This is a genomic window from Halomonas sp. R57-5, from assembly GCF_900070345.1.
Classification (GTDB): Bacteria; Pseudomonadota; Gammaproteobacteria; order Pseudomonadales; family Halomonadaceae; genus Vreelandella; species Vreelandella ventosae_B.
In genome coordinates, this window is sequence record NZ_LN813019.1 from 742,031 (window position 1) to 765,551 (window position 23,521).

Consider the following 23,521-nt stretch of genomic DNA (forward strand, 5'->3'; position numbering starts at 1 on the left):
CCTCGCAAGATTAAACGGATGCATTTTCCGTCGCTAGGTCGTGTAGCTTGGAACGGTGATTCTGAAGGTTGGGAGAATCGTTGCTGATCAGCATTTGCGCGGCCATTTCTGCTTCCAGCGCGCTCATGTGGTGCTCGGCATCGGCCATATGCTCAGCCATGACCTGCCGTACACGCTGGGTATCTTCAGCCCGGTAGGCGTTCACCAACTGGCGATGGTAGTCCTGGTTGGCGTGATCAAACTGCTTACGCTCGGGCACGTACGCTTTTTTGATCACGACCAAATCGCGCAGCATGTCGTTTAAAAACTGGCACATAAAGGCGAGCAAAGGGTTAGGGCATACACGGGCCAGCAGTTGGTGAAACTCCAGCTCTAAAAAGCGCTGGTGCCGGTGATCCTCTTCATCGCTCGCGCAGCAAGCGCAGGCCGATATATTGGCTTCCAACTGCTGGAAGTCGAGCTCGGTGAGCCTTCCCACCACTGATGCCGCCAGCTCTACTTCCAACAGTTTGCGCAACTGGTAAACCTGCCTGCCATCCAACTGCTGAAAATGCAGAAAGTTACGCAGCATGCGGCTGGCGGGTTCCATGCCTGGCTGATTAATTACCGCGCCGCCTTTAGGCCCGGTTTTTAAAGTGACTAGCCCCTCAACCTCAAGAATCTTAAGCGCTTCTCGCACCGTCGCCTTGGCACTACCGTAAAGCTCCATTAGCGCTTTTTCGTTCGGCAGGCGGTCGCCTTCTCCCAAAGACTCGGCGGCAATCCAGCGTTTAATATCATCGCTAATCAGCTCGGCAAGCTTGGGTCGGCGCCTTGAGGCTGGACCAGTGGTTGAACCAGAGGTTGAAATAGGGGCTTGAGTCATCAACACACTCCTTATCTGTGGTTAGCGCTACTGGTCACTTCTTGGGTATAGGCGGGCAAACGCTCAGGGTGGTACTCAGCATCGTAGTCGTAGCGTGCCTGGGTAAACCGTTCCACTACCGCTGTATCGCGACGGTGCAGCGCATGGCTTAGGCCAACAAACAGCACCGCATTCAACAATAGCCCCCAAATACCTGCGTGGTAACCAAAGGGTGCGCTTAGCGGGCCAAAGGTCATTAATAGCACGCAGGCAACGCCAGCCCATAACCCGGCGAGTGCGGCGGTGGGATGGGCTTTTTTCCAGGTGATGGCACCGATGGTGGGAATAACCAACTGTGCGGTGCCCGCCAGTGCAGCAATGCCAATGGTGACCAGTACTCCCGGTACGGTAAGTGCCATGATATAAGCCGCCAGGGAGAAACCCACCAACGATAGACGACCGATATAAACAATACGTGCCTGGCTTGCTTCACGGTTCACATAGCGTTTATAGATATCCATCGTGACCACAGTGGACACCGCGTGAATCTGCGAGTTAGCGGTGGACATGGCGGCCGAAGCGCCAGCCGCCATAATCAGTGAGGCAAGCAGGTAGGGGGCATACTCCATCAGCATGATGGGCAGAATTTGATCGGGATTTTCCACATTGGGCTCGAGCAGCACACCGGAGTAGCCAGACAGCACCGAGCCCACATAGGCAAAGGCTGCCAAGCCGAGTAGAAACGGCATTAAATTAAACAGCTTGCCGTGTTTGACCGAGTACATACGTAGCCAGATTTGCGGGCCCATAAAGGCGCCAATAGCGGTGATGGCAAATAGCGAGAACCACATGGGGTAGCCCATCGTGCCATTGGGCCCAGGCATGGTGAGATGGTCAGGAGAGGTTTGTTGAAGTTGACTAAATAGCGCTGCAGGCCCGCCTACTTGAGTGGAAATATAGTAGCCCGCGTACAGCATGCCGAAGAATAGCAGCGCGCCATAAATAACGTCGGTCCAGGCGATGGCGCGGATGCCACCAATCCATACGTAGATAATAATGATGAAGTAAAMCAGCAGCGCGGCGAGCCAGAAAGGGATCAAACCACCGGAGGCCACTTCAATTAAGTAAGCGCCCCCGGTTAGCTGAATCTGTAAATAAGGCACGGTAAAAATTAGCGTAATTGCCGCAACGGTGATGCGCAGCGCCTCACTATTATAAAAGTCGCCTATTAAGTCTGAGGGTGTTAAATAGTTAAATCGTTTGCCTAAAAACCAAACCCGCTTGCCAATCCAGTAGTACATAAAACCAAACAGCAGGTTCCAGGCTAGCGCGGTAAGAAATACCGGCCCATTGGTATAAAAGGTGGCGTTAGAACCAAGGAACGCAAAGGCACTCCACCAGGTTGCCGCCACGGTGAAAAATACCGCGATACTGCCCATGGCGCGGCCTTGAACGAAAAAGTCTTCGCTGGTTTCTTGCGATTGACGTGCCGATAAAATCCCCACCATCAAGGGGATAATCATAAAGGCCGCAATAATTAATAAACTACCGGTCATGATTAATCCCCTTGCGATGGCTGTTGAGTGGCGTGAGCAGTTGTTGGTTCGGGGCTGCCCCAATTGGTGAAATAGGCCACCAAAAACAGTGCCGTTAACGCAAACCACCAAAACAGGTTCCAAACCAACAGAAAGGGGATGCCCATCAACATGGGCTCTATGCGGTTAGCCAGCATAATGATGGGGCTTTCCAGCATAAAGAAACTGAAAAGCATGCCGCCATAAATCGATAGCTTGAGCGGGGTTAAATATTTCATAGCGATTTAGCCCTTGGGTTATATTGAACTGTTTGTATTGAATTTGTGAGCAGTGTTTCCAGCACGCGGTGGCCAATAACGGAGCCTCTTGAAAGCTGTGTTATCGGTGCCGAGCACTGTTTGGGCGTGTTCCACTGATTTGTTGTATTTATTCGTATAAATATAATGATTAGGTGTTTTTTTAACCCACGTCAAGGACGAGGGGAATCAACAGGGGGCCTGTTACGTATGGTTTTTCTAACGTGAACAAAAGAAAAGCGTAATTTTATAAACGTGTTCGGTGGCGCATGCTGAGGCAATGACCTATAGCGATGGAGCTGGACACCATGTTTGGAATAAAAAGCAAAACGAAGCCTCAAGCTTCGCACTCTTCTTCGGACGATACGTCTTCAAAAACGGCTCTTAATCAGCACTACTGGATGCCGTTTAGCGCTAACCGCGACTTTCATGCCAACCCGCGCGTGATTACCGGGGCGGAAGGGCGCTATTACATTGATGATCAAGGCCGTAAGCTGTTCGATTCGCTTTCAGGCCTGTGGACATGCGGCGCGGGCCATAACCGCGAAGAGATTCAAAAAGCCGTGGCGGCACAGCTCGGCACCCTCGACTTTGCTCCCGGTTTTCAGCTTGCCCATCCGTTGGCGTTCAAGCTGGCGGAAAAGGTTGCCAGCCTGACGCCCGCCGGCTTGGATCATGTGTTCTTTACCAACTCGGGCTCAGAAGCGGCGGATACCTCGGTCAAAATGGCCAAGGCTTACTGGCGGCTAAAAGGTAAACCTGAGAAGACCCGCATGATCGGCCGCGCCAAGGGCTATCATGGGGTGAATATTGGCGGTACCAGCCTGGGTGGTATCGGTGGTAATCGTAAACACTACGGCCAGTTGATGGACGTAACACATCTGCCGCATACCCTTCAGGCGGGTCACGCCTACACTCGTGGTCAAGCGGAAACCGGTGCCGAGCTTGCCGATGCATTGCTCGATCAAATCGCTCTCCATGATGCCTCCACCATTGCCGCAGTGATTGTCGAGCCGATGTCCGGTTCGGCGGGCGTGATCGTGCCGCCAAAAGGCTATCTGGATCGGCTGCGCGAGATCTGTACTGCCCACGATATTCTGCTGATCTTTGACGAAGTGATTACCGCCTTTGGGCGCAGCGGCGCGACTACCGGCGCTGAAGCCTTTGGCGTAACGCCGGATATCATGAACGTAGCTAAGCAGATCACTAACGGTGCCATCCCCATGGGTGCTGTGATCGCTTCCAGCGAGATTTTCGACACCTTTATGCATGCAGGCGGCCCCCAGCACGCCGTTGAATTTCCCCATGGCTACACCTACAGCGCCCACCCGGTGGCCTGCGCTGCGGGATTGGCCGCTCTAGAAATGATGGAGCATGAGAACTTCCCCGCCCAGGTTAGCGCTATCGCGCCTACCTTTGAGCAGAAGCTGCACGCTCTAAAAGGTCGCAATCATGTCGTCGATATTCGTAACTACGGCTTGGCCGGGGCGATTCAGCTAACGCCCCGCGATGGCGACCCAACGATTCGTCCCCGCGATGCGCATATGGCGCTCTGGGAAGCGGGCTTTTATGTGCGCTACGGCGGCGACACCCTACAGTTTGGCCCGCCCTTTGGCACCACCGAGGCCGAGCTAGAGCGGCTGTTCGACGCGGTGGCGACCACCTTGGATTCGTTGGCATAAGTGACTGATCTAAACTTCAGAGAGTTTAAATATGAGTAATGTTTCCCACCTGATTAACGGTGAATTAGTTCAAAGCCAGCGCACGCTGGATGTCACCAACCCCTCAACGGGCAAGGTGATTCGCCAAGTGGCTGACGCTGATGCCGCTGACGTAGAGCGTGCAATTGCCGCTGCCCAGGCGGCATTTCCCGCTTGGCGCGATACCCCGCCCGCCAAGCGCGCCCAGGTGATGTACCGCTTTAAGCAGTTGCTCGAAGATAATGCTAACCGCTTGGTGCAACTGGTTAGCGAAGAGCATGGCAAAACTCCGGAAGACGCCATGGGTGAACTCAAGCGTGGCATTGAGAACGTCGAGTATGCCTGCGGCGTACCGGAACTGCTCAAAGGCGAGTACTCACACAACGTAGGTCCAGGTATTGATGCTTGGTCTAACTTTCAGCCGTTAGGCGTAGTGGCGGGCATTACCCCGTTTAACTTCCCCGCTATGGTGCCGCTGTGGATGTACCCCATGGCAATTGCCTGCGGCAACACCTTTATCCTCAAACCTTCAGAGAAAGACCCTTCAGCGGCGATGGCGGTGGCTGAACTGCTGCAAGAAGCCGGGCTACCCAAAGGCGTGATGAATGTGATTCACGGCGGGCGCGAAGCGGTAGAAACGCTGCTGGACGCCAAGGCCGTAAAAGCCATTTCCTTTGTTGGCTCTACGCCGGTAGCGGAAGCGATCTATAGCCGTGGCTCCGCTGCTGGCAAACGGGTTCAGGCCTTGGGCGGGGCGAAAAACCACGCCGTTGTGCTGCCCGATGCCGACCTGGAAAACGCCGCCAATACCTTAATGGGCGCAGCGTTTGGCAGTTGCGGCGAGCGCTGCATGGCGATCTCGGTCGCGGTGTGCGTCGGTGATGAAACGGCCAATCGCCTCGTCGAAACCATGCTGCCTAAAATCGCCCAACTGAAAGTTGGCCCCGGCACCAAAAAAGATCTGGATATGGGCCCGCTGGTGACCGCCGAGCACCGCGCTAAAGTGCTCAGTTTTATCGAAGATGGTGTAAGCGCTGGAGCAACGCTGGTCGCTGATGGTCGTGATCTGCAAGTCGCAGGCTACGAGGAAGGCTACTTTGTGGGTGGCTGCCTGTTCGATAACGTCACCGCTGAGATGCGCATCTACCAGGAAGAGATCTTTGGCCCGGTACTCTGCGTGGTACGGGTTGGCAGCCTTGACGATGCCATGCAACTGATCAACGACCACGAATACGGCAATGGCACCTGCCTGTTTACCCGTGATGGCGAAGCTGCCCGACGCTTTACCGATGGCGTTGAAGTGGGCATGGTCGGTGTCAATGTGCCGCTGCCAGTGCCGGTCGCCTACCACAGCTTTGGTGGTTGGAAGCGCTCGCTGTTCGGTGACCTTCACGCCTACGGCCCGGATTCAGTGCGTTTCTATACCCGCCGCAAAGCGGTTTCCCAGCGCTGGCCATCGGTTAGCGAAGCGACGCGAGCAGAGTTCTCGTTTCCCGCCAATCAAAGTTGACGTTCTAGGGTAAATAGGACATCTTCTCAGCACCGTCGCCCTGCGACGGTGCTTTTTTAGTGCCTATCTTCGACGTAAGGAACGAGTGCAGCGTGGCAAGAACCCAGGACGAAATTCGCCAGACCAACGTTAAGAAGATTCTCTTAGCCGCGGAGCAGCTATTTGCCGAAAAAGGCTACGCCGGTGCCTCTATGGGTGAAATCGCCCAGTTGGCCGATATTCCCAAGTCCAACGTGCACTACTACTTCTCCACCAAAAAAGCCTTGTACCAGGATGTGTTACTGGAGCTTTTAGAAGTATGGAAGCAGGATGCGCTCTGCTTCGAGCTCTACGATGACCCCCGCGTGGTGCTCTCCACTTATATCCGCGCCAAGATGAACCACTCTCGCAATCGCGCTCATGGCTCAAAAATATGGGCAGCCGAGGTGATGCAGGGCGCGCCTATTCTTAAAGAGCGCCTGCGTGACAACCTCTACGAATGGGCCAAGCTTAAAGAGTCAAAAATTCGCGAATGGGTGGAGTCCGGGCAGATCAACCCCGTCGAGCCTTCCTACTTGCTCTATATGATCTGGGCCTCCACCCAGCACTACGCTGACTTTGACTACCAAATCTATCTGCTCAACGACGACCAACCGCTGGATGACCTGCAGTTCGAAAAAGCTGTACAGTCGGTCACCTCGGTGATATTGCGCGGGATTGGGCTGACGGCTTAAGTTACCTATGTGCTCTAGCTGATCTGGAAAAGGGTTAATGATGGACAGTATCGGACAGCCTATTATCGGTGTTGGCGCTATTCTTATCCGGCCTGACGGAGCAGTGCTGCTTGGGTACCGCGATAAGCCCGGTGAATCGCCAAGCTGGTGCTTGCCAGGTGGCCATGTTGATGCGGGGGAGTCATTTGAGATGGCTGCTGTTCGCGAAATTGCAGAAGAAACGGGGATTTCCGAGCTGCAACGTCTGCAGCTGCTGGCAATAACCCAGCACTTGAATAGCGCAGTCTCTGTCGTGACAGGAGCAGTGCTCGCCAAGGTGAAGCAGGAAGCTGAAGCATTCGTGCTTGAGCCTGACGTATTTACTGAATGGCGTTGGTTCAGTCCCGACGCTCTGCCTGCTCCGTTATTTCCGGCAAGCCAGGCGGTACTTGCGCACTGGCTGGGAGATGAGCCGCCAACTGGCTGGCAGAAGTACCCCATCGCCCCAGCAGAGTAAATCTCGTTATGTAGAGAGCAAGCTTCCCATCGGTACCGACGTATCAAACTTATGCCGCTTACGCGACAGAAGCGTGCGGAACTTGCGCAGGTTGTCGTCGCCATAAAGCACGCGATCACAAAAGCTGTCGTATTCATCTAAATCAGCGACTGTCACGATCAATACAAAATCACACTCGCCGGTTACCTGATAGCACTGCTTCACTTCAGGGGCGCTCAGCGCTGTTGTTAAAAAACGCTGGTAGAGTGATTTGTTATCCCTCTCCATGGTGACTTCTACCACCATGTGCAAGCACTGCCCCAAGGCGTCAGGATTGAGTAGTGCTACCTCCTGCTCAATGATTCCAGCGTCGCGTAATCGATTAACGCGCTTTAAGCAGGCGGAGGGTGAAAGCCCTATCTCATCTGCTAGTGCTTGGTTGGTCAGGCTGGAGTTACGCTGAAGCTGATCAAGGATTCGTCGATCAATGGCGTCCATGAAATAAAATGTCCTTCCTGAGCTCATAAAGAACGAATAGTGATTGTTAGTGCGGAATTGAAAAGAAGATTCTGCGTGAGCCCCATTATCATAACCGTTGTTCTAAGGATGGCAACGGAGGCTTGATGCAGATAACAATTCATCATCTATTGGCTTGGATAACCCACCTATTACAAGACGCGCTGCGCGTGTACCTGACGTTGCTCAAAATCATGATTCCGGCGTTGCTTATCGTCAAAGGATTAGAGCTCTTGGGTGTTATCGGCTGGCTGGGAATGGTATTAGCGCCATTAATGAGCATACTCGGCTTGCCCGAGCAGTTGGGCGTTGTGTGGGCGGCGGCGATCTTTACCAACTTGTACACCGCCATTGTGGTATTTCTTCAAGTAGCCGGTGATATGCACTTGAGTACCGAGCAAGTAACGGTGCTGGGTGCGTTGATGCTGGTAGGGCACTCGATTCCTGTTGAAGGGGCCGTCGCCAAGCGCGCTGGCGTACCGTGGTGGGCTACGTTAGTCCTGCGCGTAGGTGGCGCTTTGCTGCTTGCTTGGCTCTTGCACTGCTTCTATTCGTATTTTGGTTTGTTGCAAGCGCCAGTAGCATTGGTATGGCAACCAAGCTTGTCGACAGCTCCAACGCTAAGCAGTTGGGCTATTGCACAGCTTGAAACGCTAGCGCTTATCTTTGTGATTATTTTAGCGCTGATTGTGCTCCTAAAACTTCTGAAAGAGCTCGGCCTGGAGCGCTGGATTCATCTTGGTTTGCTACCGCTACTCAAGCTATTAGGTATTGGCCGTTCGGCAGCTAATGTAACGGTGATTGGTTTTACGTTGGGATTAAGCTACGGCGCAGGGCTGCTGATTCGGGATGTGCAAAACGGAGTTTTGAGTAAGCGTGATAGCACGCTTACACTGTGCTTTCTCGGCCTTTGCCATAGCGTTATAGAAGACACGCTGCTGATTTTGATGCTCGGGGCCGATATAGTGGGCATTTTATGGGCAAGGCTACTCTTTGCCGTTATTGTCACCGCTATGATTGCCCGCTGGCCTGGGCTAGTAGCTCAACTAGGTGAGCCGAGTTCCCAGTAAGCCCCACGCTTTGCTCTACGGGAAATTTGTGATTCTGTAATGGTGTTTTTGTCGGTTTTAAGTGGCGTGCTGAAAAAAAAATCATACATAGCCACTATCAAAGCGGTCTTTTATAAAGTTAATAAAAGCTTTTAGTTGGCTCGTCATATATTTTGACTGGGCGTATTGCGCAATTATTTTTCCTTGATAACTGCCGCTAATATGCCAGTCTTTCAAAAGCTCTGTGACTTCGTTTGACGCTAGATGTGCCGATATGACAAAGTCTGGAAATATAGATACCCCCCTGCCTTTTAATACAGCCTCTCTTCTTATTTCGCTATGATTAACGGTCAGCGTACCTTTGATATTTATAGGAATTTTTTGATTGTTGTTCTTAAAAACCCATACTCTGTCACGAGGAGTCTCTCCAAGGCTTAAACAGTTATGATTCAAGAGGTCTTCGGGTTGACTTGGTACACCAAATTCCTGGATGTAGCTAGTGCTGGCACATAATATGAGACGACAATTTCCAAGGTTTTTGGAAATAAGCCCTTCAATTGGGTTTTCTGTGATATGTATAAATACATCAACGTCATCTCCAACCGGGTCAACTGGATGATCTGTAACTTTAAGCTGAAATGATACCTTGGGATTTGCCTGAGTAAACTCTAGAATCATAGGCATCAATACTTGTTTAGAGAGCGCTTTTGGGGCAGCTACCCTTAAAGATCCCGATATCTCGTTTTTATCAGAATGGGCGGCGGAAACTGCCATTTGGGCTGACTCCAACATATTTCGACAGAGTATGAACACCTTTTGGCCTATAGGTGTTAAACGCATTTTCCTTGTGGTTCTTTCTAAGAGCTTTTCTTCTAAGGCGGCCTCTAGGCGAGTGATGGAACGGCTGATAGATGAGGGCGCTACGCCAAGCACTTTGGCCGTTTTTGAAAAACTGCCAGATTCGACTGTTTTTACGAATACTGCCATCTCAGTCAGTAGCGGTAGTAACTTATTCGTGTCCACAGCGCAATTTTCCTTTGCATTTTTCACGTATTGTTGTTTTTAAGTTACGTACGGATACTTGTCTTGTCAATGGATGAGGTCGGGAAGGGGTCAAAAATGAAAAAAATACAAAGCCTTGGTGATTTGTATGAGATGTCAAATAAAGTTCAGCATATTTTGACTTTGTTTAGTGGCGGTTTAGATAGTACATATGTTTTAGAGTCCTTAAAAGGAGTTAGTGCGAAAGTAACGGCTTTGGTGGTTGATGTTGGCGATACTGTTGATGAAGACGAGTTATATATGATAGCTCGTCATTATGATGTTGAATTGAAAATAGTTGATGCGAAAAAAGATTTTGCTGAACAGAGTTTGGTGCGAGCGATTCAATCACAAGCTTATTACTTTGGGGATTATCCAGTCAGCTCTTCATTGTCCAGGCCTATTTTAATTCAAAAAGCTGTAGAGCTTGCCAATGAATTAGGTTGCGATGCAATCATTCATACAGCTAACCAATCTCAAAACAGCTTGCGACGTTTGAATGGAGCCTTGGGTAAAAGTGATTTTAAAGGCTTTTATGGTTCACCATATCAGTTTAGTGCTTTGTCTAGAGAGAGTAAAAAAAGCGCACTTGTGAAATCAGGATTGAAGGGTTTTGAAAGTAGAGTTGCTAGTGGTGACTCAAACTTATGGTGCAGAGAATTTGAATCGGGAGTTTTGGATGATCCTGAAAATTTTGATGTGCCAGAGTCTTTGTTTATATGGTCTATATGGAATCCAGAGTTTCATTTGTTGAATAATGAAATTAAAGTTTCTTTTGAAAATGGCTGTCCAAAAAGTATAAATGGATTGCCTTTTGATATAGTAGATATGGTTGATTTTATTAACACTCATGTAGGATCTTATGAAATTGGTCGTTACATAGGGTTTGATCATCTTGAAGAAGATGAAAAAGTGCTAGAAGTTCGTGAAGCTCCTGCGGCAACTATTTTAATGAAAGCTTATAAGTTGCTAGAAATTTCTATTCTTCCTACTGATCTTTTGAAAATTAAAGCGATGCATAATGACTTATGGACTCAGGAAGCTGTCGAAGGTCGGTGGGATAGTATGTTGCAAAAAGCTAGTTACGCTTTTATTTCTAGTGCCGCTAAAGAAATAACGGGAAGTGTGAAGTTTAAACTTTCTCGAGGGCAAGCTTTAGCTAATAGTATTGTTGCCGAAAACCCTAAGTATATAAGGGATAGAGATGGTTGGGAGATTATGACTACGGAAGAACGTTGTGTGAATTTTAGTAATAGTGGTTTTAAGTTAACTGATTTTGCCTAAGGTAAATAGCATGCATTTCCTTGAAAATGATAAGAAAGTTGTTGCTGAATTGGCTGGAAGTCTTTCAAATAAAAATTATTCTTTTGTTTCAGGCGGGCAGATAGCTAAAATTGTCGATGCCAAAGAAAAAGAGGTTTTTGAGTTTAAAAGACACTGGGACTACTTAGTCCGTGATCGTTATATGGCGGATGGAGGTCAATATCGCTATCGCCGTTATGGACAATTTTCAAAATTAGCTAATAAAAATTTTCTTTTTAAGTTGCCACATGAAGCTTACGTTCAATCATCAGATGTTAATTCCTTAAATGGTGATGTTGAGCGTAATTTTGAACCATTACAAGATGATTTTATTAACTGTCCTTTGTTGGTTAATATCCTGATTTTATTGGCAGATATTTACGATGCAGTAGAAAAAGAATCTCGAAATTGGAATGTACGTTTGCACCCTTACCGAATCATTGCAAATGAACTTGAGACAGGGCAGCCAACTCCTGAAGGGCTGCATCGAGATGGTGTTACCTTTATTGCATCCTTGATGGTATGTAGACACAACATATCCGGTGGAACTACTAAGATTACCGACCAAAATAAAATTTTTCTCGAAGAGGTTTTGTTAAGTGAGTCATTAGATATTGTTATGGCCGATGATGAAAAAACAATGCATCAAGTTTCATCTATAAAGCCTATTGATTTAGAGGATGTCGCATATCGAGATGTTCTTGTGATCGCATTTAAACGTGAGGAGTAATAGAATGACTACGGTTGTGAGTGCTTTGAATAAGAAATTATTAAAAATTCCATTGACAGAGGTAATGTTGTTGATGGTTGCAATTTTCTGGGGAACCAGTTATGGGTTGACAAAAGATGCATTGATTTATACAAGTGTATTGCTTTTTATATCGATTCGATTTTCGATTACATTTTTATGTATGTTGCCAGTCATTATTAGAGACTTTCGCTGCGGGTTAAACGATGACTGGAAAGTTGCTATTCCGACAGGTACTGTACTATCGGCAATTTTTTTCTGCGAAGTTTATGGTGTCTTCCATACGTCTGCGTCTAATGCCGCTTTTCTAATCAGTTTGTCAGTGATTTTGACTGCTTTTGCGGAGCTAATTATTAACAAGAGACGGATAACGAACGCTCTGTTAGTAATGACACTAGTAAGCGTATTAGGTGTTCTTTTGCTAACAAGTTCAGAGGGATCCACTCTGGATTTAAATAAAGGGGACTACTTTATTTTAATGGCGGCGCTACTGCGGGCTTTGATGGTTACATTGACCAAGCGCATTGTGGRAGGGAAAGCAATAACAACATCCACCTTAACTGCCATTCAGTCATTGGTGGTTGCCACTGTCTCAATTTTGTTAGTGTTTATTTCTCGGCCTTTTTCAGATTTTGCGATACCTACTTCTCTAAGCTTCTGGTTGATAATGGCGTATTTAGTGGTATTTTGTACTCTTTTTGCTTTCTATGTGCAAAATTATGCAGTGCGTAAGACGTCTCCCACAAGAGTATCTCTGTTAATGGGGAGTGAGCCTTTATTCGGAGCTATATTTGCAGTTATATGGCTCAATGAATCTCTCTCAGCGGTACAGATGATTGGTGGTGGATTGATTTTAGTTAGCGTAGTCATCACATCCTTAAAGAAAGAGGGAGAAACGGTTAATCATATAAAGTCAACTATACCGGCTGCCGTAAACGCAAAATAGAGACACCCAATCCGATAAAAGCACTGCCCATAATGCGATTAACCCACTTCACCCGTGATGCACTGCTTAGCCAACGGGAGAGGTGTTTCGCTAGCCCACCATATAGCATTAAAACGGCGAAGGAGAGCGCCATAAAGGTGCCCACCATAATCGAGAATTGGGGAAGCAAGGCACGCTGTTTATCCAAGAATTGCGGAAACAGGGCGGTAAAAAACAGGATCGCTTTTGGGTTGCTCACGGCTACCAATGCGCCTTCACTAACGGTACGCCACCTGGGGGTTGGTTTAGTCGCTATGGTAGCGACCGCAAGGGAGGTCTTGCTCCGCCACTGACGAATGCCCAGGTAGATCAAGTAGGCTGCGCCGCCCAGTTTAAGCAGGTTGAACAGCACTTCCGAGGCGTTCAACACCACCCCCAGCCCCAAGACTGCTGCACTGGCCAGTATGAGTAGGCCAGTAATATTTCCCAGCGACGAAAGCGCTACGCGCTTGGCTCCTCCTGCCATGCCGTTGCGCACCGCGACTAGAAAAGCGGGCCCGGGGCTGGCAATGCTGACCAGTGCCACGGCAACAAAAAGCAACCAGGTGGAAAGCTGCATGGGCGCATCTCCGGACGGGGTTGAAATGACTCATCGCATTAATCCTAATGGATAACACCCGTGTAGACGACTCCTTATCAACCATTGGTAAGTTTATTGCCTCTCATTGCCTACCTGCTCTGCCATCAAACACAGCAGCTCGTACATAACGGTAGCGCCAAGCAGGGCCGTGTTACCGCTGGGGTCGAAGGGTGGGGAGACTTCCACTACATCGGCGCCGATAAGCGGTAAACCTCGAAAGCCGCGCACTAGTTGAAGTGCTTGCAGGCTGGTGAGGCCACCTACTTCAGGGGTGCCGGTGCCAGGGGCGAAGGCGGGGTCGATGCTGTCGATATCGAAGGATAGATATACTGGGCCACTGCCTACAACGCGGCGTGCTTCGGCGACCGTCGCTTCAATGCCAAGCGTATCCACTTCCTCCATAAACATCACCCGCATGCCACTGGCATCGGAGTAGTCCCAGCCTTGGGTGGTGTTTTGGGCGCCGCGAATGCCAATTTGCACCGTGCGTTTGGGGTCGATAAGGCCCTCTTCGCAGGCGAGCCGGAAGGGGCCGCCGTGGTGAAATTTGGAGCCCTGAAACTCGTCCCAGGTGTCGGTATGAGCATCGATATGAATCAAGCCTACCGGGCCATCGGCTGCCAAGCCGCGCAGGATGGGGTAGGTGATGGAGTGGTCGCCCCCGGCGCTTAGCGGAATAATGCCTGCTCGGTGAATGGCTGAGTAATAAGCGGCAATATCATCAGAGACCTGCTTAAGGTCGTAGATCGACGAAAAGCGCACATCCCCAATGTCGGCAATACGTGCCTGGGCAAACGGGTCCAGCCGGGTGACATGGTGCAGGCTGCGCATCATGCTTGACTGGTTGCGAATCTCCCGCGGGCCGTGGCGGGTACCGGGGCGATTACTCACGCCGCCATCAAACGGAATGCCGACCAGGGCAATATCAAGTTCCGCTAAGGAGTCGGCGAGCGGCGCACGCAAAAAGCTGGCTATTTCGCGATAGCGTGGTTCTTGGTGCGGTAGGTAGCTTTCGCCAGTGGCGGCATTGTGGCGAGTGCCGTCGGTGCCCTTGGTCATGTTGCTCTCCTTATCGGGTTAGGCTGGCCAAACTGGCGGCTAACAGTTGCGTGCCTGCCACGGCATCGGCGAGCTCGGTATGCTCATCTGGATGGTGGCTAAGACCGTCGCGGCAGGGCACAAACAGCATCGCCGTTGGGCAGTGGTTGGCAAGGTGAATAGCGTCGTGAAAGGCACCGGATACCAAGTGCGGTGCGCTAATGTCTAACTCCTGGGCGGCGTCATCTAGTAGGGCGGTAAGTGTTTCGGGAAACGCGACCGGCTCAACCCGCGAGAGCGGTGTCAGCGTTGCACGGCAACCTGCCCAGTTCTGCTGAGCGAGCTTATTGAATTCGGCTTCCAGCGCTTTGAGCGTTAGCGCTTCTGGGTGGCGTAAATCAATGCTGAAGGAGACGTGGTCAGGAATGGTGTTCACCGAGCCAGGACTAACGGTGAACTTGCCGATGGTAAAGCGCACCCGGTCTTCGTCATCTCTCGCGGCTTCCCTGAGCGCTGTTGCTAACGCGCAGGCGCCTTCAAATGCATCGCGACGCATGGCACGCGGGGTAGTGCCTGCGTGGTTGGCGCTGCCCGTTATCGTGACTTCAAACCAACTAACGCCCTGAATACCTTCAACCACGCCCACTGCAGCACCTGCACGCTCCAATATTGGGCCTTGCTCAATATGTAGTTCCAGGAAGGCGTGCATGGGCGTTGCCAATGGGCGGCGTGGCACACCTGCGGCGTCAAGCTCCGCCAAGCAGGTGTCTAATGCACTTCCCAGGCTGACGCCGTCGCTATCTTCAATCAAGCGCGTTTCATCCAGGCTGCGTACACCACAAAAGACCGCTGAGCCTGAAGTGCCCGGCGAGAAGCGTGCGCCTTCTTCATTTGTCCAGCTGACCAGTGATAACGGTCGGCGTGGGGTAAAACCAATGTCGTTAAGCGCGCGCAGCGCTTCAAGGCCTGCCAGCACACCCAGCGCACCATCGTACTTTCCCCCCGCGGGTTGGCTATCCAAATGGCTGCCGGTGACGACGGGCTCAAGCTCAGGGTCGCTGCCGGGAATGTCGAGAAACACGTTGCCGATGGCATCAACGCTCGCCTTTGCACCTAAGGCACTGGCCTGCTCAATCAGCCATAGCCTCGCGCGGGTATCGCTGTCATCAAGCGCGAGGCGTGCCACACCGCCATCCGAGCGAGCGCCAAATTGGGCTGCCGTTGCCAAGTCATTAGCTAAACGCGCCGGTTTTACCGCAGCGGCGATTGACGCCAGATCTGTGGGGGATCCATCGGTAGGGTGATTGGTGTGGCTCTGCATCAGGCTCTCCACAGGTGTTTGTTATTCGTAAACTTCGAAATGCAACTCGACAGGCACACAGTCCGCTCCGTTGATAGGGATTATGTCCTGTGGGCAGGCGGACATGACCACAATACAGTCCATCTCGGCGCGTAGTTCAACATAGTCGCCAGCGTTAGACACCGGCGGGCACCAGTCGACTTTCATCTGCTCATTAACGGGAATATTCATCCATAGATTGAGCGGCTGGGGCACCTCGGGGGTGTCAACGCCAATCGCCTTCATGGCTAAGCGCAGGTTGTCGGCGCAGCTATCATGATAGCCCTCGACACCCAGGGTCATATATCGGAACAGGTCGCAGGCCGCCATTAACGTGTCGTGAATACCCGGCGAGGTATCAGCTGTGAGGGTCATGATCGGGCGGCGGCGGTTACTGATTAGCGGATCGCCTACCTGGGGAATCAGCGCGCTCAACCAGGCGCGCCCGTGTTCCCAGGACATGAACTCGTTGGTGTTATCGGTGCTAAACGCCCAGGTGTCGCACACTTGAGTGCCATGGGTGTTAATAATGCGGATGGTTTGCCCTGCTTTTAAGCGTACCGCTCGCCCGCCACGGGCAGCAACTTCGTAGCGCTCGCCGAGCACTGGCGTGCCATCAGGGGAGATGGGGTTGTCTAAGCTGTGGTTGTGACCGCAGGGCTCGCTGTTACTGCGCGGCAGTTGCTCAATGCGAGCGTGGTCAAAGCGTGTGTCAGTACTCATTTGAATCTCCAGGTGTGTTGTCGTGGTGTTAGCTAATCGGTACATGTAAGTCGAATCAGTCAATATGGCGCTCGCGCCAGGTATTCAAAAACTGTTGCAGGCGCTCGCTTTTCGGCTGGCGAAACAGCGTGGCGGGCGGGCCGCTTTCGACTACCCGGCCTTGATCCATAAAGATCACTCGGTCGGCCACTTTGGCGGCGAAGCCCATTTCGTGGGTAACGATCACCATGGTCATGCCGTCGCTGGCCAGCGTTTTCATTACATCAAGCACTTCGCCCACTAGTTCTGGGTCAAGCGCCGAGGTGGGTTCATCAAAGAACATCACTCGGGGTTTCATAGCGAGCGCCCGGGCGATGGCCACACGTTGTTTCTGGCCACCGGAAAGGCTCTCAGGAAAGTGACCCGCGCGATCGGCAAGCCCAACCTGCTCGAGCATAGCCATGCCTTCAATGTCTGCATCTTGGCGTGACAGGCCATTCACCAAGCGCAGCGCTTCGGTGACGTTCTCCAGCGCGGTACGATGGGGCCAGAGATGAAAGTGTTGGAACACCATGCCCACCGGGGCGCGCACTTCATCGACGCGCTTTTCACTGGTACGAACGCGTTTACCGCCGCGGTCTTCATAGCCCAACAGCTGGCCGTCGATGTAGACGCTGCCGTGATCGTAGGGCTCTAAAAATGCCAGGCAGCGCAGCAGCGTTGATTTGCCGGAACCGGAAGGGCCAATGACGCAGACCACCTCGGACGGCGTAAGGCTGAAGTCGATGTTGGTCAGCACTTCCAAGTCGCCGAACTGTTTGCTGATGCCGTGTGCTTCAACCATCGCTTTTTGACGGGAAGAGGATGCGGGCAAGTGTGTTTCAGCCGTTGGCATGGGTCGCTCCTGGTTGGGCAGCTTGGCGCGGTTGACGATTGGCTAAGCGTTTTTCCAGCGCATAGCCTCCCCGGGCGATGAGTTCGATCATTAACCAATAGAGTAGGGCGACCGCCAGATAGGGCTCGATCACCTGAAAGGTTTGGTTAACGATGGTGGTAGCGTTTTTGGTGAGGTCGTCCACTGAGATGATTGAGATCAGGGCGGACTCTTTCACCAAAATAATCAGCTGGTTGGTACTCGGAGGAATGATTAAACGAGCCATTTGGGGAATCTGAATACGAATTAGCGTGTGCCAAGGGGAGATCCCCAGCATGCGTGCTGCCTCAAGTTGGCCTTTAGCAATCGACTTGAAGCCACCACGATAAATTTCCGCAAAGTATCCTGCGCCATACAAGCCAATGCCGGCGACTCCAGCAATCTCGGCATCCAACCGCAGGCCAATACTGGGGCCACCGTAATAAAGTAAAAACAGCAGGATCAGCAGCGGCGTGCCGCGGCAAACCTCCACATAACAGGCCACCGGGTAACCGAAAAGGCGTGGGTTAGCTAAGCGTAGCGCTGCGAGTACCAGACCGAGCGAAAGTGCCAGCAGGCAGCCTAAAAAACAGATCCATAGCGTATTCCACAAGCCTTGCAGAATCAGGCCACGTGCTTCCCATAGCAGGGCAATATCTAACATAGCGGACACTCCCCTATTCGGTGGCTAGGCCGCCGGCCATGCGGCGTTCTAAGTAAGCGCTGATTCGTGCCAGCACAAGATTGACGGCAAGATAAAGCACGGCAGCGGCAAGATAGGTTTCCAGTGGCTGAAAAGKGCGCGAAGCGATTTGCTCGCTCACCCGCATTAGCTCAGTAACCGCAATCACCGAGATCAGCGATGAATTTTTGAGAATGGTAATGATCTCGTTGGTTAACGGCGGCAAGGTAAGACGAAACACCTGGGGCATGATAATGCGCCTGCGGGTTTGCCATGCGGAGATACCCGCCATACGCGCTGCTTCGATTTGCCCAGCGGGAATATGGCTGATGCCACTGCGGAAAATTTCTGCCTGAAAGGCGGTGGTATTCAGCGTTAAGGTCAAAATGGCGGCTGAAATAGGCGCGATCTCAATGCCTATCTCGGGCAGCAAATAGTAGACCAGCAGTAGTTGCAGCAAGATGGGGGTGCCACGCCAAAAGCTGCGGTAAAGCCCACAGGGCCAGCGCACCAGGCGGTAGCGACTGGTTAAGCCAAAGGCCAGCAACACGCCTAATACCAAGCCCAGTGCGATGGCGCAAAGCGAGACCACCAAGGTGGTGGTCAAGCCCTTAAGCAGCACAGGGTAGTGGTTGAGTAAAATCTCAAACATGGTGCACCCTTAGAGAGAAGAGAATCGTCTTAGCGAACTGCGCGGCGTGTTACTCGGCCGCTGGCAGTTCTAAAGGCAGATCCATCGGGCCGCCGAACCATTTCTCTTGTAGCTCTTCCAGAGTGCCGTCTTCATTGAGGCGTTGAATTTGCTCATCCATAAAGGCATTTAGCGAGGCGCTCTCTTCGTCATTACGCCCTGCCCAACTAAAGTAAACCGGGTCACCAAAGGTGCCGACCACTTCAAATACCTCGGGGCGGGTGCGCTCGGCTTCGAGCAAATTGGGCAGGCTGTTAATCACCACATCAACGCGGCCGGTACCCAGCTCGGCGTAGGCTTCGTCAACGCCTGTGTAAGTGCGGATATCTTCAACGGGGGTGCCCGCTTCCTCAAGCTCGGCGGCCAATGCTTCTAGCGCCTCAAGTTGAGCAGAACCCGCTTGAGCGGCGGCTACCTTGCCGGCGATATCCTCAGGTGAGTTGATACCCTCTTCGCCCGCGCGTTTTAGAATTGCCATAGTGGCATCGGCAATCGGTGCGCTGAGGTGATACCGCTCCATGCGCTCAGGTGTGGCGGTGACCGAGGTGATCACGTAATCAAAGCGCTCGCGCTCAAGGCCCGGCAGAATACCTTGCCAGGGAAGATCCATACGGATCAGCTCGACCCCCTCAAGCTCGGGCATGATGTATTCCATGATATCGGCGGAGTAGCCGACAATCTCACCCTCTTCAATGTATTCAAACGGGGCGAAGCGCGCTTCAGTGCCGACAGTAAAAGTGCCGTCTGAGCGAATATCGTCAAGCAAATCACTGTGCGCAGTAGAGGCGAAGCTAACGCCAAGTAAGAGGCCTGCGGTAATCGTCGGGATGCGTTGCATGGGGATGCTCCTCGGGGTGGTGATACTCGAATCAAAAGGCGAAGGCCCGTTGAACAACAACCCCTTGAGTAAAGCAGGCGTTATGCAACAATAAAACTGCTATCTTTCGATGTTCGTACCCGTTTTATTGATGTGAATTGCACTAACGTAGAGCACTCTAATGAAACTCTCAGCTGCTGATCTTAAAAGCCTCTCTGTATTCCTTGCCGTGACTGAGCATCGCGGTTTTGCGGGCGCGCAAACGGCGCTGCATATGAGCCAGTCCGCTGTGAGCTTTCATATCCGGGCACTTGAAGAGCGGGTAGGCTTCACTGTATGCCGACGAGGGCGGCAGGGGTTTGAGCTCACTGAGCGGGGCACAATGGTGTATGAGCGTGCCAAGGTGTTGCTTGCCTCCGTTGATGATTTTGATAGCGAGATGAGCGAGCTGCGCAGCTCCGTTTACGGCACGCTGCGTTTAGGTGTTGTCGATAACACCATTATGGATGTGGATCTTGATCTGCAGGGGGTGATTGGCGAATTTCTGCGCAAGAACCCTAAAGCGCGTCTCAACATTACGGTAGGCAGTCCTGATCGCCTGATTGGTGAGATTGCCAATGGTGAAGTACAGCTCGGCATCTTACCGGAAATGGCACAAATTGAAGGCCTGCAGCATCGTCAGGTTTACACCGAAGTGCATGGAATCTATTGCGCAAAACGGCATCCGTTGTTTGCCCGTGATAGCGATCAGCTAACGATAGAAGAAGTGATCAATCACCCCTTTGTGGTGCGGCCCTATGCCAACCTGCAAGAGCTTAAGAGTTTTCCCAATGCCCAGGTGGGCGCCCATGCCTCCAATATGGAAGCCCAGGCTCTGCTGATATTGAGCGGCCACTTTATCGGTAATTTGCCCCGCTACTATGCCAACCACTGGGTGGAGCGGGGCGAGCTCAAAGCGCTGCTGCCAGATCAGGTCGAAATCGCGTCGCCGTTTTGTGTCGTTACTCGGGCGGGGCGCAGGCCATCCCTTATCGTGCGAACCTTTATTCAGGAACTGGTAGCAAGGCTTTGGCAGCAGTCACATTTGGTTGATGCGTACCAAGGAGATGAGTTGTTAGCAGTGGGTAAATCAATCAACGATAGCTGATAGGCACAGAGTAAGCTATCCCCGGTGCGCATGGCGAGAAAATTGGATTTTGTAAGACATTCGCTATTGGTTTTGTAAGAGATCTCTTAAAAACCGCTGACTGAATTGATTTTGCTAGGAAATACTGTAGGTTTTCTTGGCTTCGCTAACCGCGCTAAAGTCCCGAGCAATAAATAGCGTCGGGTGAAGACTTTTTTTTATATAAGAGCCCTTTCTCAGCAAAATGAAAAAAGGGTGATGACTCATGGCGGCATTCACTATTGATGGCGCTTATGTTTAGCCTTACTGGGTTTCAGGCGCATGCCTCTATTTATTTCGATTATTGCCAGCTTTCCTACCGTCATCTTTACAGTACTGCTAAGTGTCGCCGTTCTTTACTGGTTAGTTTCGCTATCGGGTTTAGTCGATAGCGACGTAGTCGAGGGTGATGTTGGCGAAGGAGGTTCGCTGGCATTGGGCGGTTTACTGGCAACGCTGGGCTTGCACGGCGTTCCCCTGCCGCTAGTGATTACGCTGCTGGCATTAACCGGCTGGCTGTTTAGCTATTTCGCAATGCTGTTGCTAGGAACACACCTAAACCCAGGCCTGTTGCTGTGGGTGTTTAATGGCGTCGTGCTGATATTAGGTTTTGTTGTCGCCACTATTATCACGTCCTTGCTGATTCGCCCTATGCGGCCCCTTTTTCGCCCCGCTCAGCACCTGCCTATTGAACAGCGTTTGACAGGTAAGCAATGCACGGTTCGCTCGGGAGAGGTGACAAAAGAGAAAGGCCGCGCCGATGCGCATATCGATGGTGACCATCTTATTTTGCAAGTGCGAAGCGACTCAGCGCTGGTGCGTGGTGAGCGCGCCATCATTATTCAGTACCTGTTGACTGAAGATGCGTACTGGGTGGTATCTGAAAAAGATTTTGAAGCCGGCTTAGCCGATTAATTGCCTTGGTGCAGGAGATAAAGATGGATTTGTCGTGGATCATGCCACTACTGGTTAGTGTCAGTGTGATTGTTATTGCACTGCTTGCAATACTGGCACTGTTTAAAGCCTTTTATCGAAAAATAGATCAAGGCCAGGCATTAATCGTCAATGACCTTTCCGCAACGCCCAAGGTTTACTTTACCGGGGCTATGGTGCTGCCCGTTGTTCACCGTTCCGAAACCATGAAGGTATCGGTGATCACCCTGGAGCTCAATCGTACCGGGAAAGAGGGGCTGATTTGCCGCGATAATTTGCGTGCCGACATTAGCGTAGCATTCTACCTACGCGTCAATGCCACTGCCGAAGACGTCTTGCGCGTTGCTAAATCCGTTGGCGTAGGCCGCGCCTCCGATCGCGATGCCGTTAATGAGTTATTTAACGCCAAGTTCAGCGAAGCATTGAAGACCGTCGGTAAAAAGATGGACTTCATGCAGCTCTTCGAAGAGCGCCAGCAGTTCCGCGACGCCATTGTTGAGACCATTGGCCAGGATCTTAATGGCTACATTCTCGAAGACGTTGCCATTGATTATTTAGAGCAAACGCCGAAAAGCTCGCTGGATCCGAACAACATCCTGGATTCAGAAGGTATCAAATGTATCACCGAGATTACCGCCCGGCACAATGTTGAGACCAACCGCCTGGAGCGCGACCAAGAGCTGGAAATTCAGCGCAAGAATGTATCCGCACGTGAAGCCGCATTAGAGCTTGAGCGAACTCAGGCCGATGCCGAGGCGCGTCAGCGTCGTGAAATCGAAAGCCTGGAGTCTCGTGAGCAGTCCGAAGCCGAGCAGGTGCTTCAGCAAGAACGTGCGAAAAGCGAAGCCGCGCGGATTAAAACCGATGAAGAGCTGGCGATTGCCGAAGAGAACAAGCAGCGCCAGATTGAAATGGCCACCAAGGCCCGCGAGCGTGCCGTCCAGATCGAAGAGGTGCGCATTCGTCAGGCGAAAGAGCTTGAGGATGTAACCCGTGAGCGTGCGGTAGAAATTGAACGAATCGGTATGGAAAAAGCGCTGGAAGAAGAGCGCAAAGAGATTGCCGACATTACCAGCCAGCGTATTGCGGTTGAACGCAGCGTGGCGGAAGAAGAAGAGAATATTAACGATGTGCGCAACCGCGCCGAGGCGGAGCGCCAGAAGGTCACTCGCTTGACCGCCGCACAAGCCGAAGCGGAAGAGCGCAAGCTCAAAGAGGTGCGCGCCGCGGAAGCTGTCTTCGAGCGCTCCAAGCTGGAAGCGGAAGAGGCGGTTATTCGCGCCCAAGCCGATTTGGATGCGGCTGAGAAGAAATCCGCCGCAGAAGAGAAACAGGCACGTGGCCAGCAGGCGCTTGCCGCGGCAGACGGGCTGGCAGAAGCGCAAGTGCTGGAAGCGCGTGCTCACGCCCAGCGCAGCGAAGGCTTTGCCCTTGCCGAGGTTAAAACGGCCAATGCGAAAGCTGATGAAGATGCCGGACTAGCGGAAGTGCGTATTCTTGAACAGCGCCTTGAAGCCGAGGCCATGGGCGAGGAGAAACTGGGCACCGCAAAAGCACAGGCCCGGGAAGCAATGGCCAAAGCCGAAGCCAATGGCTTGGTCGAGAAGCTGCGCGCTTACGACAATATGTCCGAAGAGGCTCGCCACTTCGAAGAGTTCCGTATGAACCTGGAAGTCCACGAGAAAGAAGTCATGGCGCAAATCGAAGCTCAGCGCATCGGTATGCTCGAAAATGGCAAGGTAATGGCTGCCGCGATGCACAATGCCAAGTTCGAGCTAATTGGTGGCGACAGCGATGTGTTTGAAAAACTCACCGCCGGGCTAGGCTACGGTAAAGCAGTACAAGGTGTGCTCGATAAGTCACCAGCGCTGCAAGCTACCCTGGCGGGCTTGGCGAATCGTGCCCTGAACGCTGACGCTGGCAAAGCCTCCGAATCTGCCTAAAGGG

General features: G+C 51.8%; 24 protein-coding genes. 11 read left to right on the forward strand and 13 right to left on the reverse strand.

Annotated features, from left to right (window positions below; all coding sequences use genetic code 11):
- Positions 1 to 10 precede the first annotated feature (10 nt).
- Genes HALO_RS03360 through HALO_RS03370 form a run of 3 tightly spaced genes read right to left on the reverse strand, consistent with a single transcriptional unit; the run spans position 11 to position 2,657 of the window.
- Positions 11 to 865: a FadR/GntR family transcriptional regulator gene (locus tag HALO_RS03360; protein WP_035580972.1), complete on the reverse strand. Its 855-nt coding sequence runs from the start codon at positions 863 to 865 to the stop codon at positions 11 to 13.
- Positions 866 to 876: 11 nt separating this feature from the next.
- The gene (locus HALO_RS03365) at positions 877 to 2,400 is read right to left on the reverse strand and encodes a sodium:solute symporter family protein (protein ID WP_050713035.1); all 1,524 of its coding nucleotides are present in this window, start codon (positions 2,398 to 2,400) and stop codon (positions 877 to 879) included.
- 2 nt (positions 2,401 to 2,402) lie between these two features.
- Positions 2,403 to 2,657 carry a hypothetical protein gene (locus tag HALO_RS03370; protein WP_035580967.1) on the reverse strand — a complete coding sequence of 85 codons (255 nt, stop codon included), beginning with the start codon at positions 2,655 to 2,657 and terminating at the stop codon, positions 2,403 to 2,405.
- A 326-nt stretch (positions 2,658 to 2,983) separates the two neighbouring features.
- Between HALO_RS03370 and HALO_RS03375 the strand changes: the two genes are divergently transcribed.
- The 4 genes from HALO_RS03375 (at position 2,984) to HALO_RS03390 (ending at position 7,094) form a co-directional block, all read left to right on the forward strand.
- Positions 2,984 to 4,357, forward strand: coding sequence for an aspartate aminotransferase family protein (locus tag HALO_RS03375; protein ID WP_035580964.1), 1,374 nt, complete (start codon positions 2,984 to 2,986; stop codon positions 4,355 to 4,357).
- 31 nt (positions 4,358 to 4,388) lie between these two features.
- Complete coding sequence (locus HALO_RS03380; RefSeq protein ID WP_035580961.1) at positions 4,389 to 5,885, forward strand: CoA-acylating methylmalonate-semialdehyde dehydrogenase; 1,497 nt, start codon at positions 4,389 to 4,391, stop codon at positions 5,883 to 5,885.
- A 92-nt stretch (positions 5,886 to 5,977) separates the two neighbouring features.
- The gene (locus tag HALO_RS03385; protein ID WP_035580959.1) at positions 5,978 to 6,598 is read left to right on the forward strand and encodes a TetR/AcrR family transcriptional regulator; all 621 of its coding nucleotides are present in this window, start codon (positions 5,978 to 5,980) and stop codon (positions 6,596 to 6,598) included.
- Positions 6,599 to 6,635: 37 nt separating this feature from the next.
- Positions 6,636 to 7,094: a nucleotide triphosphate diphosphatase NUDT15 gene (locus tag HALO_RS03390; protein WP_050713036.1), complete on the forward strand. Its 459-nt coding sequence runs from the start codon at positions 6,636 to 6,638 to the stop codon at positions 7,092 to 7,094.
- A gap of 6 nt (positions 7,095 to 7,100) precedes the next feature.
- Here the strand turns inward: HALO_RS03390 and HALO_RS03395 are convergent, their stop codons facing one another.
- Positions 7,101 to 7,571, reverse strand: a complete 471-nt coding sequence (locus HALO_RS03395) for an Lrp/AsnC family transcriptional regulator (RefSeq protein ID WP_035580957.1) — start codon at positions 7,569 to 7,571, stop codon at positions 7,101 to 7,103.
- 125 nt (positions 7,572 to 7,696) lie between these two features.
- On the opposite strand from HALO_RS03395, the gene HALO_RS03400 reads away from it, so the two are divergent.
- Positions 7,697 to 8,659 (forward strand): membrane protein, encoded by a 963-nt coding sequence (locus tag HALO_RS03400; RefSeq protein ID WP_035580955.1) that lies wholly within the window; start codon positions 7,697 to 7,699, stop codon positions 8,657 to 8,659.
- 81 nt (positions 8,660 to 8,740) lie between these two features.
- Here HALO_RS03400 and HALO_RS03405 read toward each other — a convergent pair whose 3' ends face one another.
- On the reverse strand, positions 8,741 to 9,661 hold the full coding sequence (locus HALO_RS03405; RefSeq protein WP_035580954.1) for a LysR family transcriptional regulator: 921 nt from the start codon (positions 9,659 to 9,661) through the stop codon (positions 8,741 to 8,743).
- Between the two features lie 96 nt (positions 9,662 to 9,757).
- Between HALO_RS03405 and HALO_RS03410 the strand changes: the two genes are divergently transcribed.
- Genes HALO_RS03410 through HALO_RS03420 form a run of 3 tightly spaced genes read left to right on the forward strand, consistent with a single transcriptional unit; the run spans position 9,758 to position 12,675 of the window.
- The gene (locus HALO_RS03410) at positions 9,758 to 10,963 is read left to right on the forward strand and encodes an argininosuccinate synthase-related protein (protein ID WP_035580952.1); all 1,206 of its coding nucleotides are present in this window, start codon (positions 9,758 to 9,760) and stop codon (positions 10,961 to 10,963) included.
- 10 nt (positions 10,964 to 10,973) lie between these two features.
- Positions 10,974 to 11,711: a 2OG-Fe dioxygenase family protein gene (locus HALO_RS03415; protein ID WP_050713037.1), complete on the forward strand. Its 738-nt coding sequence runs from the start codon at positions 10,974 to 10,976 to the stop codon at positions 11,709 to 11,711.
- Positions 11,712 to 11,715: 4 nt separating this feature from the next.
- Positions 11,716 to 12,675, forward strand: coding sequence for a DMT family transporter (locus tag HALO_RS03420; RefSeq protein WP_050713038.1), 960 nt, complete (start codon positions 11,716 to 11,718; stop codon positions 12,673 to 12,675).
- Here the strand turns inward: HALO_RS03420 and HALO_RS03425 are convergent.
- The 8 genes from HALO_RS03425 to HALO_RS03460 form a co-directional block, all read right to left on the reverse strand.
- Positions 12,647 to 13,273 (reverse strand): LysE family translocator, encoded by a 627-nt coding sequence (locus HALO_RS03425; RefSeq protein ID WP_035580946.1) that lies wholly within the window; start codon positions 13,271 to 13,273, stop codon positions 12,647 to 12,649. The genes HALO_RS03420 and HALO_RS03425 overlap by 29 nt on opposite strands.
- 93 nt (positions 13,274 to 13,366) lie before the next feature.
- A complete protein-coding gene (gene speB / locus HALO_RS03430; RefSeq protein WP_035580944.1) occupies positions 13,367 to 14,353 on the reverse strand; it encodes an agmatinase in 987 nt (328 codons plus the stop codon).
- 10 nt (positions 14,354 to 14,363) lie between these two features.
- On the reverse strand, positions 14,364 to 15,653 hold the full coding sequence (locus HALO_RS03435) for a M20 family metallo-hydrolase (protein WP_035580942.1): 1,290 nt from the start codon (positions 15,651 to 15,653) through the stop codon (positions 14,364 to 14,366).
- A 21-nt stretch (positions 15,654 to 15,674) separates the two neighbouring features.
- Positions 15,675 to 16,394: a DUF1989 domain-containing protein gene (locus tag HALO_RS03440; protein ID WP_050713039.1), complete on the reverse strand. Its 720-nt coding sequence runs from the start codon at positions 16,392 to 16,394 to the stop codon at positions 15,675 to 15,677.
- Positions 16,395 to 16,449: 55 nt separating this feature from the next.
- A complete protein-coding gene (locus HALO_RS03445) occupies positions 16,450 to 17,268 on the reverse strand; it encodes an amino acid ABC transporter ATP-binding protein (RefSeq protein ID WP_269449322.1) in 819 nt (272 codons plus the stop codon).
- Positions 17,255 to 17,950: an amino acid ABC transporter permease gene (locus HALO_RS03450; RefSeq protein WP_035580940.1), complete on the reverse strand. Its 696-nt coding sequence runs from the start codon at positions 17,948 to 17,950 to the stop codon at positions 17,255 to 17,257. Before HALO_RS03450 ends, HALO_RS03445 begins: the two co-directional genes overlap by 14 nt.
- 13 nt (positions 17,951 to 17,963) lie before the next feature.
- Positions 17,964 to 18,620, reverse strand: a complete 657-nt coding sequence (locus HALO_RS03455; RefSeq protein WP_050713040.1) for an amino acid ABC transporter permease — start codon at positions 18,618 to 18,620, stop codon at positions 17,964 to 17,966.
- Positions 18,621 to 18,669: 49 nt separating this feature from the next.
- Positions 18,670 to 19,497 (reverse strand): transporter substrate-binding domain-containing protein, encoded by an 828-nt coding sequence (locus HALO_RS03460; protein ID WP_035580936.1) that lies wholly within the window; start codon positions 19,495 to 19,497, stop codon positions 18,670 to 18,672.
- Positions 19,498 to 19,657: 160 nt separating this feature from the next.
- Here HALO_RS03460 and HALO_RS03465 point away from each other — a divergent pair, with 160 nt between their 5' ends.
- The 3 genes from HALO_RS03465 (at position 19,658) to HALO_RS03475 (ending at position 23,517) form a co-directional block, all read left to right on the forward strand.
- Positions 19,658 to 20,623 (forward strand): LysR family transcriptional regulator, encoded by a 966-nt coding sequence (locus HALO_RS03465; RefSeq protein WP_050713041.1) that lies wholly within the window; start codon positions 19,658 to 19,660, stop codon positions 20,621 to 20,623.
- 300 nt (positions 20,624 to 20,923) lie between these two features.
- Positions 20,924 to 21,556: a hypothetical protein gene (locus HALO_RS03470; protein WP_035580933.1), complete on the forward strand. Its 633-nt coding sequence runs from the start codon at positions 20,924 to 20,926 to the stop codon at positions 21,554 to 21,556.
- A 23-nt stretch (positions 21,557 to 21,579) separates the two neighbouring features.
- Positions 21,580 to 23,517 (forward strand): hypothetical protein, encoded by a 1,938-nt coding sequence (locus tag HALO_RS03475; RefSeq protein ID WP_035580930.1) that lies wholly within the window; start codon positions 21,580 to 21,582, stop codon positions 23,515 to 23,517.
- Positions 23,518 to 23,521: the final 4 nt, after the last annotated feature.